General features: G+C 65.9%; 14 protein-coding genes. 3 read left to right on the top strand and 11 right to left on the bottom strand.

The genetic code is table 11. From position 1 onward, the window contains the following. Positions 1–13: 13 nt before the first annotated feature. Complete coding sequence (locus VDP74_RS03385) at positions 14–1,711, top strand: cbb3-type cytochrome c oxidase subunit I (protein ID WP_322998215.1); 1,698 nt, start codon at positions 14–16, stop codon at positions 1,709–1,711. Here VDP74_RS03385 and VDP74_RS03380 read toward each other — a convergent pair. The 10 genes from VDP74_RS03380 to cbiM form a co-directional block, all read right to left on the bottom strand. Continuing rightward, entirely contained in the window at positions 1,706–3,631 is a 1,926-nt protein-coding gene (locus tag VDP74_RS03380; protein ID WP_322998214.1) for a chloride channel protein, read from the bottom strand. The genes VDP74_RS03385 and VDP74_RS03380 overlap by 6 nt on opposite strands. Positions 3,632–3,687: 56 nt before the next feature. Beyond that, positions 3,688–4,548, bottom strand: coding sequence for an urease accessory protein UreD (locus VDP74_RS03375; RefSeq protein WP_322998213.1), 861 nt, complete (start codon positions 4,546–4,548; stop codon positions 3,688–3,690). After that, the gene (ureG, locus tag VDP74_RS03370) at positions 4,548–5,390 is read right to left on the bottom strand and encodes an urease accessory protein UreG (protein WP_322998212.1); all 843 of its coding nucleotides are present in this window, start codon (positions 5,388–5,390) and stop codon (positions 4,548–4,550) included. Before ureG ends, VDP74_RS03375 begins: the two co-directional genes overlap by 1 nt. Positions 5,391–5,412: 22 nt before the next feature. Then, entirely contained in the window at positions 5,413–6,162 is a 750-nt protein-coding gene (locus VDP74_RS03365) for an urease accessory protein UreF (RefSeq protein WP_322998211.1), read from the bottom strand. Between the two features lie 15 nt (positions 6,163–6,177). Further along, entirely contained in the window at positions 6,178–7,887 is a 1,710-nt protein-coding gene (locus VDP74_RS03360) for an urease subunit alpha (protein WP_322998210.1), read from the bottom strand. After that, a complete protein-coding gene (locus VDP74_RS15300; RefSeq protein WP_416232922.1) occupies positions 7,880–8,191 on the bottom strand; it encodes an urease subunit beta in 312 nt (103 codons plus the stop codon). The genes VDP74_RS03360 and VDP74_RS15300 overlap by 8 nt, the downstream gene beginning before the upstream one ends. A 278-nt stretch (positions 8,192–8,469) precedes the next feature. Beyond that, complete coding sequence (gene ureA, locus VDP74_RS03350; RefSeq protein WP_322998208.1) at positions 8,470–8,772, bottom strand: urease subunit gamma; 303 nt, start codon at positions 8,770–8,772, stop codon at positions 8,470–8,472. An 82-nt stretch (positions 8,773–8,854) separates the two neighbouring features. After that, the gene (locus VDP74_RS03345; protein WP_322998207.1) at positions 8,855–9,694 is read right to left on the bottom strand and encodes an ABC transporter ATP-binding protein; all 840 of its coding nucleotides are present in this window, start codon (positions 9,692–9,694) and stop codon (positions 8,855–8,857) included. Position 9,695: 1 nt separating this feature from the next. Further along, positions 9,696–10,541, bottom strand: coding sequence for a cobalt ECF transporter T component CbiQ (gene cbiQ / locus VDP74_RS03340; protein WP_322998206.1), 846 nt, complete (start codon positions 10,539–10,541; stop codon positions 9,696–9,698). Continuing rightward, positions 10,534–11,574: a cobalt transporter CbiM gene (cbiM, locus tag VDP74_RS03335; RefSeq protein ID WP_322998205.1), complete on the bottom strand. Its 1,041-nt coding sequence runs from the start codon at positions 11,572–11,574 to the stop codon at positions 10,534–10,536. Before cbiM ends, cbiQ begins: the two co-directional genes overlap by 8 nt. 165 nt (positions 11,575–11,739) lie before the next feature. Here cbiM and VDP74_RS03330 point away from each other — a divergent pair, with 165 nt between their 5' ends. Together VDP74_RS03330 and VDP74_RS03325 are read left to right on the top strand one after the other, a co-directional pair. After that, positions 11,740–12,966, top strand: a complete 1,227-nt coding sequence (locus VDP74_RS03330; RefSeq protein WP_322998204.1) for an MFS transporter — start codon at positions 11,740–11,742, stop codon at positions 12,964–12,966. Further along, complete coding sequence (locus VDP74_RS03325; RefSeq protein WP_322998203.1) at positions 12,963–14,192, top strand: MFS transporter; 1,230 nt, start codon at positions 12,963–12,965, stop codon at positions 14,190–14,192. Before VDP74_RS03330 ends, VDP74_RS03325 begins: the two co-directional genes overlap by 4 nt. A gap of 88 nt (positions 14,193–14,280) precedes the next feature. Here the strand turns inward: VDP74_RS03325 and fabB are convergent, their stop codons facing one another. Beyond that, positions 14,281–15,498, bottom strand: a complete 1,218-nt coding sequence (fabB, locus tag VDP74_RS03320) for a beta-ketoacyl-ACP synthase I (RefSeq protein ID WP_322998202.1) — start codon at positions 15,496–15,498, stop codon at positions 14,281–14,283. Positions 15,499–15,506: the final 8 nt, after the last annotated feature.

The following is a 15,506-nucleotide window of genomic DNA, read 5'->3' as shown; positions in this document are numbered from 1 at the left end:
CGGGGAAGCCATCATGATCAAGATCGAATACACAACGCAGCGGCTCAGCCTGCGCTTCTTCCTGCTGATGCTGGTGCTCTTCCTGTTCCAGATGCTGTTTGGCCTGCTGATCGCCGTCCAGCACGTCGATCCGACGTTGCTGGCCGGCACCGCCAACTTCAATATTCTCAGGGCGGAACACACCAACCTGGGCATTCTCTGGATTCTGTCGGGGTTCATCGGCACGATGCTCTTCATCGGCCCACTGCTGTCTCACCGGGAACTGGCCGCCCCCTGGCTCATCCGGTTCCTGTTCTATGCCCTGCTCGTCATTACGATCTGGAACGTGCTGACCCAAGGACTGGCAGCCGACGGGATCGCCGGATGGTGGCTGGGGCAGCCCTGGCTGCAGGAAGGCCTGGAGTACCTGGAGGCCGGTCGCGCGGCCGACGTCGTCATCTTCATCGGTTTTGCGATCCTGGCCTGGGTGCTGATACGCACCTTTCCGCCGCGCCGCGAATGGAACGAGATTCACTGGGGGCTGGCCATCGGCGTCACGGCCCTGACCTTCGTCTGGCTGTTCGGGGTATTTTTCATCGAGCGACTGGACCTGCAGGAATATTTCCGCTGGTACGTGGTCCACTACTGGGTCGAAGGCGTCTGGGAAGTCATCCACATCAGCCTGGTGGGCTTTCTGCTGGTGCTGATGTTCAAGGCCAACGTCAAGGCGGTGGGCTATGCCGTGTTCTGGGGGGTCGCCATGGTCTGGCTATCAGGCCTGATCGGCAATGCACACCACTATTTCTGGATCGGCACCCCTGCCTTCTGGCAGTTCTGGGGCTCGCTGTTCAGCGCCCTGGAACCGCTACCGTTGGTGTTCTGCTTCTGGCATATTTATCTGGATGCGCACCAGGACGGCAAGCCGCTGGAAAACTCGCCAGCCTTCTATTTCATCCTGGGGTCTGTCGTGCTGGAACAGGTAGGTGCAGGCATCCTGGGCTTCACCATGACTTTCGCACTGACCAATGTCTGGTCGCACGGCACCTGGGTGACGCCCAGCCACGCCCACCTGGCCATGTTCGGCACCTTCGGCATGCTGGGCATTGCCGCAGCCTACTATGCCGTGCCGCTGCTGCGCGGCGTCCGGACCTTCGACCAGCGCCTGGGTCGGGTCGCCTTCTGGCTGGTGCTCACCGGCATGCTGGGCATCGCCTTCGCCTTTGCCATCGGCGGGACAATCCAGGTCTTCCTGTATCGTTCCATGGGCCTGAGCTGGTTCGGCGGCCAGGTTTTTCCGGCCATGCAGTTCTTCAAAGTCCTGATTCCGCTATTCGGCCTGGTGTTCGCAGTCGGCGCCGGGTTGCTGGTCTACGACCTGCTGACGCTGGGCCTGCGCCAGCGCGCGCCCGCAGCTGCCGACCTGCCCTTCCGGCAGATTTCCGCACCTCGCACCGGCTGGCGCTCGGCTCTCAAAGGCACCGAGGCCAGCCTATGGCTCATGGGCATGTGGATCTTCGGCGCCATCATCACACTGGGGCTGCTCAGCTTCAATCTGGATACTGTAGCGGCCGGCGACCCCACCATTCCCTATGTCCTGGCCGGGCTGGGCTATCCGGGCCTGCTGCTGATCACCCTGCTGTTCGTCTGGCGGTTCCTGGCCTCGCTGGAGGCCAGACCGGCAAGCCAATCTGCACAGCAGATGGGCGGGCTTGCAGTCGCCCGCGAATCATGAAGTACTGCGGGCGCGTCTGCGCCGCGCCCGCACGTGCCGCCAGGTGCGCAGGCTGATCTGGCGACGCAGTCGTCCGTTCTCCCGGATGCGCCGCGTATGCGCGGCGATCACATCGCCGCGGGTCAGCATGCCCAGCAGCCGGGATGGATCGGCGGGATCCACCACCAGCAGCCGACCCACGTTTTCGATCGCCATGTGATCGGCCGCCTGCCTCAGCGTAAGGGCTGGCGAGATGACGATGGGCGGGCGCACGATCAGGTCCCCCAACCGCGCCTGATCCGACCATTGCGCATCAAAAAAAGCCCGCCGGGTCAGCACACCCAGCGGCTGATCCCGGGCGTCCAGCACCGGATAGCCCTGATGCTGGGCCTCGATGCTGCCCAGGGCGATCCACTGCCGGATCTCGCCGATGGTCTGCTCCGCCCGCAGCGTGACCAGATCGCGCGCGCAGGCCGCCCCCACCAGAATCTGTTCCAGGTAGTCCGCCTTGTATTCCGACGGCACTCGCACACCACGCCGGGCGATCTTTTCCGTCATGATGGTATTGCGCATCATCAGCGCCGACATCAGGTAGGCGGCCGTGCAGGCTCCCAGCAAAGGCAGCAGGCCGGCGGGCTGACCGGTCGTCTCCAGCGCGAAGATCACCGTCGTCAGCAAGGCGCGCGAGGCACCCGCGAACAGCGCCGCCATGCCGATCAGCGCGGCGATGCGCGGATCCACCCCCAGCCAGGGCATGGCGTGCGCCAGCAGCAGACCAAAGATCGCACCCAGCGATCCGCCAATCGTGAACAGCGGCGCCAGCGTGCCGCCTGAAGTCCCGCTGCCCAGGCAGATCGACCAGGACAGGAATTTCATCAGGCACAGCCAGGCCAGCGCCCCCATGGCCAAGCGGCCGTTGAGGATGTCCTCGATGTTGGTGTAACCGACGCCCAGCGTCAGTGGCGCCGCCCAGCCCACCAGCCCCACCACCACGGCGCCCAGCGCCGGCCACCACATCCAGTGCACCGGCAGGCGCTCGAACCCGTCCTCGATGGCATAGACCAGATGCGTGACCGCCACGCTCAGGATCCCGATCAGGGCGCCCATCAGCACGTAGGCCACCAAGGCGCCGCCGCCCGGCGTTGTCACGGTATCCATCAGAAACACGGGGGTGGAGCCCATCAGCAGATCGCGCATGCCGGTGGCCGTGACACAGGCCAGCGCTACCGGGATCAGGGACCGGCCGCGCAGCTCGAAGAGCAGGAGTTCGACCGCCAGCGCCACGGCGGAGATCGGCGCGGCGAACACCGCCGCCATGCCGGCTGCCGCCCCTGCGGCCAGCAGGACCTTGCGCTCGCTGGCGGTGACTTTCATCAGCTGGCCGATCAAGGATCCCAGAGCGCCACCGGTGGCGATGATGGGACCCTCGGCGCCGAAAGGGCCTCCGGTCCCGATCACCACGGCCGAGGACAGCGGCTTGAGCCAGGTGATGCGTGTCGGAATCCGGGACTCGTTCAATAGGACCTGTTCCATGGCCTCCGGGATGCCGTGGCCCCGGATGGCCTTGGATCCCCAGCGCGCCATGAAGCCGGCTACCAGGCCGCCGGCGACCGGCACCAGGATCACCCAGGCCCCCAGATGCGGGACGGCGCCTGCCGGAGACGAAAAATCCGTGGACCAGGTGCCGTAGAAGCTCAGGTTCGTGATCAGGCCGATCAGTTTCATCAAGCCCCAGGCCACCAGCGCCGCGACGAACCCCAGGCCGACGGACACCGCGATCATGCGCAACAGCCGCCAATCCATGCGCGTCACGTCGCGCGGCATGCGTGCCTGCACCAGACTGGGAGCCAGATCCGGCGCCAGAGGCAGGCCACCGGAGGGGCTCCGTTCCTGGATGCGGGGCAAGGGAGAATCGGTGGCGGGAAGGGACGGTTCGGACATCAAATGGCGGGACCAGCTGAAAACCAGGGGAACCGAACATTATGACGGTTCAAGCTTTAAACAAGCTGAGCACCCCGATGGCCGACCAGATAGGGCCTGGCGGATGTCGCCGCTGCCGGCTGCGGTTCGAGGCAGCGGACAAACGCGCGGTCGAGCTTGTGCGACAGATCGACCAAGGTGAGATCCACGCCGCTGATGACGACGCCCTGCTCGCCCAGCGGCATCACTGCCGTCTGAGGAATGGCGTCGTCGGCGAACGGGCCGCGGCGGCGGATAAGCTCCTGGCCCGGATCGATGAGCACCCGAGAGCCCAGGGTTCGGTAGCCTCCCATGACGGCCGCGCCGGCCCAGCCCGTCGCGGCACCGCCCACGGCCAGGGTCTGATCGTACAGCGCCCTGCCCCCCATCGTGATGCGCAGGCGCTGCCGGTAGTCGCCCGGACTTTCCCCATGGCGTCCAAGCACCACATCATCGCGCAGATACAGGCGTGCGCCGGGTTCCAGCATCACGTGGATGAACCCCTGGTGCCGGCATCCGGCAGCGGCAATCTGCACCCCGGGTTCCCAGATGAGCGTACCGCCACCGGCCACGCGCACATTCACGGTGCTGCTGGATGCCTCGCCTCGCGGGCCGGGCAGCACCAGCGTCCCGCCGGCCGCCCCCAGCAACAGGGCGGCCTCGGGGCCTACGTCGATATCCCAGCGCCAGTTGTCCCCCCCCACCGGACCGGCGGCCCCGGCCACCAGGCGCACGGCAGCGGCCCCCTGAAGATCCCACGGCGCCGCCCAGGCCGAAGCGGCCTCGGTCGTAGTGCGCATCACCAGCGCCTGGTGGGAGTGGATTTTTTCGACGAAGCTGCGGCGCCTGCCGTCACTCAGCGCCCGCGCACGGACGCTGAGCCATGCATGTGACTGCATCAGGCCGCGCGGCTCGCCGAATGCCGGCGCGCGGCGACCTTGGCCCGCACCCAATCGATCAGCGGACCGATGCCGGTCTGTTCACGCAGGGATGTGAAGATGAACGGCAGATCCCCGCGCTTGGCGCGGGCATCGCGCTCCATGACGCTCAGATCGGCGCCCACGTAGGGTGCAAGATCGGTCTTGTTGATCACCAACAGATCCGAGGTGGCGGTCCCCGGCCCCCCCTTGCGCGGCACTTTGTCGCCGCCCGCCACGTCGATGATGAAAATCTGCTGATGCACCAGGCCACGGCTGAAGGTGGCCGTCAGGTTGTCGCCACCGCTCTCGATCAGGATGAGGTCAAGCGTTGGAAACTTGATTTCCAGTTCCTCGACGGCCTGCAGATTGGTCGAGATGTCGTCGCGAATCGCCGTGTGCGGGCAGCCGCCGGTTTCCACGGCGATGATGCGGTCCTTGCTGACGACACCGTTCCTGAGCAGGAAATCGGCGTCTTCGGTGGTGTAGATGTCGTTGGTGATGACGGCGAGATCCAGTTCCTTGGCCAATGCCCGGGCCAGCGCCGCCACGGCGGCCGTCTTCCCGGCCCCCACGGGGCCTGCGATGCCGATGCGCAAGGCACCTGCCCCTGTGCCCAGCGGGGCATGTTCGTCGTAGTGGATGTGCGAGGGATTGGCGACGATCGTGTTGGCGCCTTCCTGGCTGTGTTCGAGCCAGTAGGCGTGCTCGTGGTCGTTGTGATGATGATGTGTATGCCCGTGCTGATGACCATGGTCGTGATCATGATGGTGGTCATGACCATGATGGTGGTCGTGGTCGTGGTCGTGTGCGGTGTCGTTCATGAGACTCTCCTTGAGCCGGAAATCAGCTGGCAAACAGTCGTGAGTTCCACGTGGCGTGGAATTCGGCCGTGATATCAAGCAAATACCCCGCCGTCGAGGGTAGTGCGGCAAAATCGTCGTGATCGTGGCGTGCGGCCTGGTGCGCCAATGGCATCACCACATCGCGGCCCAGCCGCGCAATGAGCGCATTGACCTGGAAGGCATCCAGCCCCAGCAGCCGCACAGCGGCAATCGCCGGGCCATTCAGATTTTCGGTCAGCGACACGAGCGCGGCGTGCACCGGCTGCTGATGCGTGACTGCCGCCACCGCCCCCAGCGCCAGCGGCTGGTGCAGGCCCTGCGGCAGCTGCTCCAGGCCGGTCAGCAAGGGATCGGGCCAGACATGCGCGCCGGCGCGCAGCAACTGACGGCCCAGTCTCCGAGAGACAGCCTGCAGCGTCGGCGACGGGGTGCGCGCCGAGAATTCCTCGTCCAGGGGCTGAACGAATGCCGGCAGACCCGGCTGAGGCCAGGCCGCGCAGTCGCTCAGGCGCCGCGCGAAGTGCGCACAGGCCGTTGCCGTGAAACAGGCCGCGACCCAGCCGATCGAATGCAGCCGGCCTTGCAGAAAATGTTCCAGCGATGCCATATCGTCTACACCCTGGTATTTCGCTGCCGCCTCGAAGCCACCCGAATGCGAATGCGCGCCGGTGGGAAACCGGCCGTCGGCCAGCTGCAACAGCGCCGGCAAGGCCTGCGTGGCGATGTGTTCGTGGCTGCCGATCGTGTCCATGTCGCTGCCCGGAATCTAGAACAGGAAGTAGCGCTGCCCCATCGGCACCGTACCGGCGGGCTCGTGGTCGATGAGTTTGCCATCCACGCGCACCGCATAGGTGTCGGGGTCGACCTCGATCTTCGGCAAGGCCGTGTTTTCCGGCAGGTCGCGCTTGCGCCGGTCGCGGCAATTGTCGATCGGCACCAGGCGGCGCTTGATGTCGAGCCTGTCCTGCAAACCGTCGTCGATGGCCGCCTGCGCAACAAAGGCCACAGCGGTCGACGCCGTGGCGCGCGAGGCGTAATTGAAGCCCAATCGTTCCAGCACTGGCTGCGGCGTCGGGATGGATGCATTCGGGTCGCCCAGGGCGGCGATGGCCGCCATGCCGCCCTTGAACACTGCGGCGGGACGAATGCCGAACAGCGAAGGCTGCCAGAGCACGAAATCGGCCATCTTGCCGACCGCGATGGAACCCACGTAGCGGTCTATACCGTGCGTGACCGCCGGACAGATCGAATATTTGGCCACGTAGCGGCGGGCGCGGTGATTGTCTGCCCGGTCGTCGCCGGGCAGGCTGCCCCGGACTTCCTTCATGCGATGCGCAGTCTGCCAGGTCCGCATGACGACTTCGCCGATGCGGCCCATGGCGCGGGCATCCGATGACATGATCGACAGCGCACCCATGTCCTGCAGCACATCCTCGGCGGCAATGGTGCCGGCCCGGATGCGGCTCTCGGCAAAGGCCAGGTCGTTGGGTACCCTGGGATTCAGGTGGTGGGCCACCATGACCATGTCCAGGTGCTCGTCCACCGTATTGCGGGTGAAGGGCCGGGTCGGGTTGGTGGACGCCGGCAGCACGTAGGATTCGCCGGCGATCCGGATGATGTCGGGCGCGTGGCCGCCGCCCGCCCCTTCGGTGTGGTAGGCGTGGAAACAGCGCCCCCCTACGGCCTTCAGCAGATCTTCGACAAAGCCCGCCTCGTTCAGCGTATCGGAGTGGATCGCGACCTGGGTGCCTGATTCCTCGGCCACCGTCAGGGCCATGTCGATGACGGCCGGGGTAGCACCCCAGTCTTCGTGGACTTTGAAACCGGCTGCGCCGGCGCGCAGTTGTTCCCAGAGGGATTCCCTCTCCATGGAATTGCCACGCCCCAGGAACAGCACGTTGATCGGCCAGGGTTCCATGCCCTCGAGCATACGCGCCAGCCACCAGGCGCCTGGCGTGGCCAGCGTGGCCTTGGAACCTTCCGCCGGCCCCGAACCTCCGCCGATGACGGTGGTGGTGCCGGTCTGCAGCGCGGTTTCGAACATGTCCGGGCCCAGGAAGTGCACGTGCGAATCGATGGCACCCGGCGTCATGATGAGGCCGTTGCCGGACATGACCTCGGTCGACGGACCGATCACCAGATCCGGATGCACACCGTCCATGGTTTCCGGATTGCCGGCCTTGCCGATGGCGACGAATTTCCCGTCGCGCACACCGACGTCGGCCTTGATGATGCCCCAATGGTCGAGGATGATGGCGCCGGTGATGACCAGATCCGGCGTGCCGGCCGAGCGCGGCCGGTGCGACTGGCCCATCGATTCACGCGCCGATTTCCCGCCGCCGAAGACGATTTCGTCACCGCCGAAACACAGGTCTTTTTCCACCTCGATGACCAGATTGGTATCGGCCAGGCGAATGCGGTCTCCCGCAGTCGGACCATACGAGGCGACATATTCCGCGCGTGAGACTTCAGGCATCCAGATTCCCCTTGCACAGACCGCGCAGGCCGCGGACGACGCGTTCGCCCGTGATGGGCACCAGTTGGACCTCGATGTCGGCTCCGGGTTCGAAGCGCACGGAGCCGCCGGAAAGAATGTTCAGGTGCTTGCCCCAGGCCGCCTTGCGGTTGAATTCGAGCGCCGCATTGACTTCCGCGAAATGAAAGTGCGAACCGACCTGAATGGGTCGATCGCCGGCATTGACCACGCGCATCGTCGTCACCGCCTTGCCGGCGTTGATCTGCAGATCTTCGGGGCCGTACAGAATCTCGCCCGGAATGATCGGATCGTGTCGGGTGAGCGGTTCTTCGCTCTCGCGCCTGGGCGGCTGGCGCGCGCCGGTACCGGGTTGGCGCGGCGTGGACGGGCCGCTCACGCCAGAAGAAGGATGGCTTTCCGCGTCCGGATCGGGCAGCGGGTAGTCCTTGCCCGGATCGTCGGCCTGATGCTGCGCAGGGTGTCGATCGCCGCCCGGGCCAAGATCCGGGTTCTCGAACGGATTTTCGCCGATCGGGGTATCGTCGTTCGGGGGTTCGTCGTTCGGGGGTTCGTCGTGGGTGCTCATTGCAGGGGCTCCGTCACGGTAACCAGCTTCGTGCCATCGGGAAAGGTGGCCTCGACCTGCACTTGCGCCAGCATTTCGGGCACGCCTTCCATGACGTCCTCGCGCGAGAGCACGTGGCGACCGGCCTCCATCAGGTCGGCCACGCTCTGCCCGGCGCGCGCGCCTTCCAGGAGGTAGGCCGTGATGAATGCAGTTGCTTCAGGCAGGTTGAGCTTCAGGCCGCGTTCCTTGCGCTCCAGCGCCAGCTTGCCGGCCATGTAGATCATCAGCTTTTCCTGTTCATGTCGACTCAGAAACACGCTTTTCTCCTTAGTGCGCGCCGGCGCCCCAGCTCGTTCAGAGCGATTTCTCATGTTATACAGCGGAATCGAACGGGATGGCTCAGTCGCGATCCGCGCCACCCGCCTGCGCATGCGGGTGGCCGTGGCCATGGAGATGCGGGTGCGAATGCACGCTGCCGTCGGCGTGAACATGACGATGGGCATGTACGAGCCGGGCGCGCCTCAGCAGCGCCATGTCCGCCAGGATGTCGGCCGGGGCCCCGCGGGCCAGAAGCGTGCCTTGATGCAGCACATAGGCCTCGTCGGCGATATCGGTGATCAGCCCCAGGTCATGCGTGGCGGTGATCACGGTCTTGCCACTGCCACGCCAGCCAACCAGCAGGTCGATGATCTGGCTCTGGCTTTTCGGGTCGAGCCCGCTCAGGGGTTCGTCCAGCAACAGCACGTCCGGATCGGTGACCAGCACCGAGGCCAGCGCGACGCGCTTTTGCTCGCCGCCTGACAGGCGGTGCGGCGAGCGGTCGCGCAGATGTTCGAGTTCCATGTCCTGCAAGGCATGCTCGACGGCCTCGCGTACCCGCTGCTTTTCCCAACCCAGCTGCAGCGGCCCGAATGCCAGTTCGTCGAACACGGTGGGGTTGAACAACTGCACTTCCGCGTTCTGAAATACCAGGCCGACGCGACGCCGGAAGACCAGGGCCTGCGCATCGTCGGCAAAGGCCTCGGCCGTCAGCAGCTGGCCAAACGCCCTCGCCTCCCCGCGCTGGGCAAAGTACAGCGCAGCCAGCACGCGCAGCAGCGTCGATTTTCCCGAACCGTTGGCGCCCAGCAGCACGCTGCGACTGCCAGCCGGAATGCTCAGGCTGATGCCGTCCAGCGCGGCAACGCCGCGATAGCCGTAATGCACACCCTGAAGCGCAAAAAGATCGGCTATGGACATGTCATCGCCCCCAGTAAAAAGCAGCAAGAAAGATTGCGGTTGCGGCCAACAGCGCCAGCCAGTCGCGCGGCCGGGCGCGGAAATCCACCAGCATGCGGTCATCTCCGCGATAGCCGCGCGCCAGCATGGCCAGGTGGACCTCGTTGCTGAGCCACGCGCTGCGTTCGAAGAGCACGGCCATGGCCAAGATCAACGCATGCCGCGCCTGGCGCCTGTCCAGCCGCGCCAGTTGGCGGCTGCGTCGCGCCAGGAAGAGTTCCTGGGCGCCCTGCAGCAACAGGAACAGGTAGCGGTAGGCCATGCCCAGCATCATCACGGCCACGACGGGCATGCGCAGGCTGCGCAGGGCCTTCAGGATCAGCGGCCAGGGCGTGGTCATCACCAACAGACCCATGCAGCTGCTGGCGGCAAGCGCGCGCCCCATCACGAACGCCGCGCTGGACACGCCCTGCCGGGTGATGGCCAGGTGTCCGAAAGGCAGAGCCCAGAGCGTCTCGCCGGGCACCAGCACCAGGGCTGGCAAGGCGATGACACCTGTAAACAGGCAAACGCCGAGCCAGATGCGCAGCAGCGTCCGGCGCACGCTCAGGCGCGAAGCGACGGCCAGCAGCACCGTCAGCCCCAGCAGCGCATAGATCGGCAACAAGCGATGCATGACGAGTGCCGCCAGCATGATGAGCGTCAGTGCCAGCAGCTTGATGCGCGCATCGAGCCCCTGCAGCAATCCCTGTCGCGCTGCCGACCGATCGGCGCGCCGGGCATGCTCCATGGCGGCCAGCAGGCCTTCGGTGGATCGTTCCAGCCAGCTGCGCCGTCGCTGGTCAGCGCTGACAGGAGCATCAGTCACGTGAAGACCGACCCGATCGCCGCAGCAAGACAGCCAGCAGCAGCCACAGGAGAATGATCAGGCCGGTGCCGACGCAGGCCGACAGCAGGTAGCCAAAGGCATGGCCGTGCATGAAGGCAGGCGCGTAGTCCGGTATCGGCGAAGTCCAGACCGTGGCCAGCCGTGCCATGCCGGCTGGCGCAACCGCCGGGGCGGCGTGGTTCAGCGATTGTGCCGTGATCATGGCGTGATCAGTTGCAAAATCCTGGGGGGCCCATTCGCCCCAGGCGGTGGCGGTGGCCAACAGGCCCAGCGGGGTCAGGACCATCATGACGGCAAGGCCCAGCCACAGCCGGCGCAAAGTGACGCGGCCTGGCGCCTGCGGGCCGAGCTCCAGCCATTCGGGGTTCGATTTCTGCAACCACGCCAGGATGCCGGCCGTGGCCACCAGTTCAGCGGCGCCGGCCAGCGTCAGATGGGCAACGGCCATGGCGGGAATGGATACATGCAGCGGATAAGGCGCGTACAGCGGCGTGCCGTCGGCCGTGTGGAACAGCATGGGCTGCAGGCCCAGTTCAAGGGCCGTCGCCATACCGGCTGCATTGATGGCCAGGTAGCCTGCCAAACCAGCAGCCACGATCTGGCGCGTACGAGAGGCCGCCCCGCGCGTGCCCAGCCGGTACGTGGCCCAGGCGACACCGGCCCCGATGACGGCCATATTGAGGCTGTTGAAGGCGAACGTGGTGATGCCGCCATCGCCAAAAAACAGAGCCTGGATCAACAGCGCCATCGAAACTGCCAGCATGGCCGCCCAGGGCCCCAGCACGATGGTCGCAATGCCGATGCCAATGGCATGCGCCGTCGTGCCGCCCGGAATGGGCAGATTGAACATCATGACGACGAAGGAAAACGCGGTGAATACCGCCATGGTCGGCACCAGCCGCGTCGTCAGGCGCCGCCTGACTTGCCTGAGAGCCAGCCACCAGAACGGCATGACGGCTGCATAACCCACAACGCACGTCAGCGGACTCAGATAGCCATCTGGAATATGCATATGCACCCCACACGCTCGTGCCAGTCATCACGATTCTACAAACGGCCAGTCGTTCCCGCCAGCCGTCGGGTGCGCCCAGGGAATCATGTGGGCATTTTGCATGCGCCCGCTGCGCCACAAATCCGAGCGTACAATCAAGCGGGCGCGCTTCTGTCCGGATTCCCCATGAAAAACACACTGGCCCCCGCCCCCCTGATTCGCCCCGCCCCCCCGGCTGCCAAGCCGGGGGTTGCCTTTCCGGTACTGGGCGCCATCAGCCTGACCCACCTGCTCAATGACATGATGCAGTCGGTGCTGCTGGCCATCTATCCGGTGCTGCAGGGGCGCTTCGACCTCAGCTTCGTGCAGGTCGGTTTCATTACCCTGGCGTTCCAGTTTTCCTCATCCCTGCTGCAGCCCCTGATCGGACGCTTCACAGATCGCCGTCCCTTGCCGTATTCCCTGCCGATCGGCATGGGCTTCACCTGCTGCGGCCTGCTGCTGCTGTCGCAGGCCTGGAGCTTCCCGCTGGTGGTGCTGGCGGCCACGCTGGTGGGGGCGGGTTCGTCGGTCTTCCACCCGGAATCCTCGCGCGTGGCCCGGATGGCATCGGCCGGGCATCACGGCCTGGCCCAATCCATCTTTCAGGTCGGTGGCAACATCGGATCGTCCATCGGCCCGCTGCTGGCAGCCCTGCTGATCGTCCCGCACGGCCAGGGCAGCGTGGCCTGGGTATCCCTGGCTGCCCTGTTGGGCATCTGCATCCTGCTGGGCGTCAGCCGCTGGTATGCCGCCAATCTCACCAGCAGCCGGGGGCGCGCGTCCCTGGACAAGACCGATAACGGCCTGTCCAGCACCCAGGTGCGCAAGGCGCTGACCATCCTGATGCTGCTGATCTTCAGCAAGTATTTCTATCTGGCGGGCCTGAACAGCTACTTCACATTCTTCCTGATCGACCGCTTCGATCTGAACATCCAGCAGGCCCAGTATTCCCTGTTCATATTCCTGGCCGGCGTGGCCACCGGCACCCTGGTCGGCGGCCCCGTGGGCGATCGCATCGGCAGAAAACGCGTGATCTGGGGCTCCATCCTGGGCACGGCGCCCTTTTCCCTGGCCCTGCCGTACGTGAACCTGCACTGGACACTGATCCTGGTGTTCTGCGCGGGGGTGATGATCGCATCCGCCTTCCCGGCCATCGTCGTCTATGCCCAGGAACTCATGCCCGGCAAGACCGGCACCGTGTCAGGCCTGTTCTTTGGCCTGGCCTTCGGCATGGCCGGCATCGGCGCCGCCGTGCTGGGCAAACTCGCCGATGCCACCAGCATCGCGTTCGTCTACCACCTGTGCGCCTTCCTGCCCCTGTTGGGCTTTGCCGCCTTCTTCCTGCCCGACATGCGGCGCCGCCCCGCATGAGCGCCCGATCTTCCGCGATAGGACGCTGGCTGGTGGCAGCCAGCCTGCTGTTGCTGGCCGCCAATCTGCGCCCGCTGTTCCCCAGCACCGCCGTGCTGCTGCCCGACATCCGGCTGGGCCTGGGGCTGTCGGCCGCTGCAGCCGGCTATCTGACGACGCTGCCGGTGCTCTGCATGGGTCTGTTCGCGCCGTTGGCCCCGCGTTGCGCGCAGCGCATTGGCGTGGAGCGCACGCTGCTGCTGGTGCTGCTGATGATCACAGTCGGCACCGCGCTACGCGGCGTGCTGGACACAACCGGCCTGTTCCTGGGCACAGCCCTGGGCGGGGCCGGCATCGCCCTGGGTAACGTATTGCTGCCCAGCCTGGTGAAGCGGGACTTTTCGGACCGTGTCGCCCTGATGACCGGACTCTACACCATGAGCCTGGTAGGCGGCGCAGCCCTGGCGGCAGCCGGCACGCTGCCGCTGGCCCACCATTTGCCGGGGGGCTGGGCGGGTGGGCTGGCCATCTGGGCCATCCCTGCCTTGCTGGCCCTGCTGGCCTGGGCGCCCGTCGCCTGGCGAGCAGGCACTCGCCAGGCTGGCGCCAGCCGCCACATCCTGCCGGTCCGAGGCCTGCGCCGTGATCGCCTGGCCTGGGCCGTGACACTGTTCATGGGCTTGCAATCCGCCCTGGCCTATTGCGTGCTGGGCTGGATGGCCCCCATGCTGCGCGGCCGGGGCCTGAGCGGCACTGAATCGGGCCTGATCACTTCGGTATCCATCCTGCTGCAGGTGGTGTCCTGCCTGCTCGCGCCTATGCTGGCCGCGCGCGGCCGCGACCAGCGGGGCCTGGCTGTCTGGCTGGCCGCCACGGCCACGCTGGCCCTGATCGGCATGGTGCTCGGCCCTGCCTGGGCGGTCTGGCCGCTGGCGGTCGCCCAGGGCATTGGCCAAGGGGGGCTGTTCGCACTGGCCCTGATGCTGATCGTGCTGCGCTCGCGCGATGCGCACGTCGCGGCCCATTTGTCCAGCATGGCCCAGACTACGGGCTATATCCTGGCTGCCAGCGGGCCGCTCCTGATCGGTGTCCTGTACGCCTGGACCGGAGATTTCCAGGCGGCTACCGGACTGATCGGCGCCCTGGGATTGGCGACCGCCCTGGCGGGATGGCATGCCGGACGCAATGCGCTGGTGCGGGCCCACACGGTCACGGACGATCCTGCTGCGGCCAGCGCCGCTGGCTGAACCCCCCCTGCGGTCTCATGCAAAAAGGCCTGTGATGTGCAATCACAGGCCTTTTTTCCTATGGGGCCGCGCCCCGGATACTGAACGCTTACAGCCCGGCGCGAGAGAACACCAGAGTGGCATTGGTGCCACCAAAGCCGAAGCTGTTGGACAGGGCAGTCTGGATGTCGGCCCGAGCCACGGTTTCACGCAGGATGTTCATGCCTTCGGCTGCAGGGTCCAGCGTGTCGATGTTCGCCGACGCCGCGACGAAGCCGTGCTTCATCATCAGCAGGGTGTAGACGGCCTCGTTCACGCCAGCGGCGCCCAGGGCATGGCCCGACAGGGATTTGGTCGAAGCGATCCAGGGCTGGTCAGCGCCGAATACAGCGCGAATGGCTTCCAGTTCCTTGACGTCGCCCACCGGCGTGCTGGTGCCGTGGGTATTGATGTAGTCGACCCGGCCCTGCACGCCTGCCAGGGCCTGGCGCATGCAACGTTCCGCGCCTTCGCCAGACGGTGCCACCATGTCGTAGCCATCGGAGGTCGCGCCGTAACCGACGATTTCGGCCAGGATGGCAGCGCCACGGGCCTTGGCGTGTTCGTATTCCTCGACCACCAGGATGCCGCCGCCACCGGAAATCACGAAACCGTCGCGATCCGCATCATAAGTGCGCGAGGCACGCTCGGGCGTGTCGTTGTAGCGTGTGGACAAGGCGCCCATGGCATCGAACATGAAGGACAGCGACCAGTGTTCTTCCTCTGCGCCACCGGCAAATACGATGTCCTGTTTGCCCAGCTGGATCTGTTCCACGGCATTGCCGATGCAATGCGCGCTGGTGGAGCACGCCGAACTGATCGAATAGTTCACGCCTTTGATCTGGGCGCCCGTCGCCAGGCAGGCCGATACGCCGCTGGCCATGGCCTTGGTGACCATGTAGGGCCCCACGCGGCGCACGCCTTTTTCGTGCAGGGTCTGGATGCCATCGTTGATGGCGGAATGCGAGGCGCCGCCGGCGCCGACGATCAGGCCGGTGCGCGGATTGGAGACCTGTTCGGGCGTCAGACCGGCGTCCTGGATGGCCTCCTGCATGGCCAGCCAGGCATAGGCGTGACCATCGGCCATGAAACGACCGAGCTTGCGATCGATCTTGTCGAGCGCGTCCAGATGCACCGAACCCGCCACGTGAGACCGCAGCCCCTGAGCGGCGTATTCGGGTTGGTACGTGATGCCGGAACGGCCTGCGCGCAGGCTGTCGAGGACTTCGGACTGGTTATTGCCCAGGCTGGATACGATGCCCATGCCGGTGACGACCACACGACGCATAATCGAGC

The organism is Castellaniella sp., from assembly GCF_034674885.1.
Classification (GTDB): Bacteria; Pseudomonadota; Gammaproteobacteria; order Burkholderiales; family Burkholderiaceae_B; genus Castellaniella.
Note: the sequence above shows the minus strand (reverse complement) of the source record. Positions and strands in the feature narration are given on the sequence as shown.

Coding starts and splice junctions, on each gene's coding strand:
- fabB (WP_322998202.1), bottom strand. CDS start 15,498: ATGCGTCGTGTGGTCGTCACCGGCATGGGCATCGTATCCAGCCTGGGC.
- VDP74_RS03380 (WP_322998214.1), bottom strand. CDS start 3,631: ATGTCCGAACCGTCCCTTCCCGCCACCGATTCTCCCTTGCCCCGCATC.
- VDP74_RS03325 (WP_322998203.1), top strand. CDS start 12,963: ATGAGCGCCCGATCTTCCGCGATAGGACGCTGGCTGGTGGCAGCCAGC.
- VDP74_RS03330 (WP_322998204.1), top strand. CDS start 11,740: ATGAAAAACACACTGGCCCCCGCCCCCCTGATTCGCCCCGCCCCCCCG.
- VDP74_RS03345 (WP_322998207.1), bottom strand. CDS start 9,694: ATGTCCATAGCCGATCTTTTTGCGCTTCAGGGTGTGCATTACGGCTAT.
- VDP74_RS03375 (WP_322998213.1), bottom strand. CDS start 4,548: ATGCAGTCACATGCATGGCTCAGCGTCCGTGCGCGGGCGCTGAGTGAC.
- VDP74_RS03360 (WP_322998210.1), bottom strand. CDS start 7,887: ATGCCTGAAGTCTCACGCGCGGAATATGTCGCCTCGTATGGTCCGACT.
- VDP74_RS03385 (WP_322998215.1), top strand. CDS start 14: ATGATCAAGATCGAATACACAACGCAGCGGCTCAGCCTGCGCTTCTTC.
- VDP74_RS03365 (WP_322998211.1), bottom strand. CDS start 6,162: ATGGACACGATCGGCAGCCACGAACACATCGCCACGCAGGCCTTGCCG.
- cbiM (WP_322998205.1), bottom strand. CDS start 11,574: ATGCATATTCCAGATGGCTATCTGAGTCCGCTGACGTGCGTTGTGGGT.
- ureG (WP_322998212.1), bottom strand. CDS start 5,390: ATGAACGACACCGCACACGACCACGACCACGACCACCATCATGGTCAT.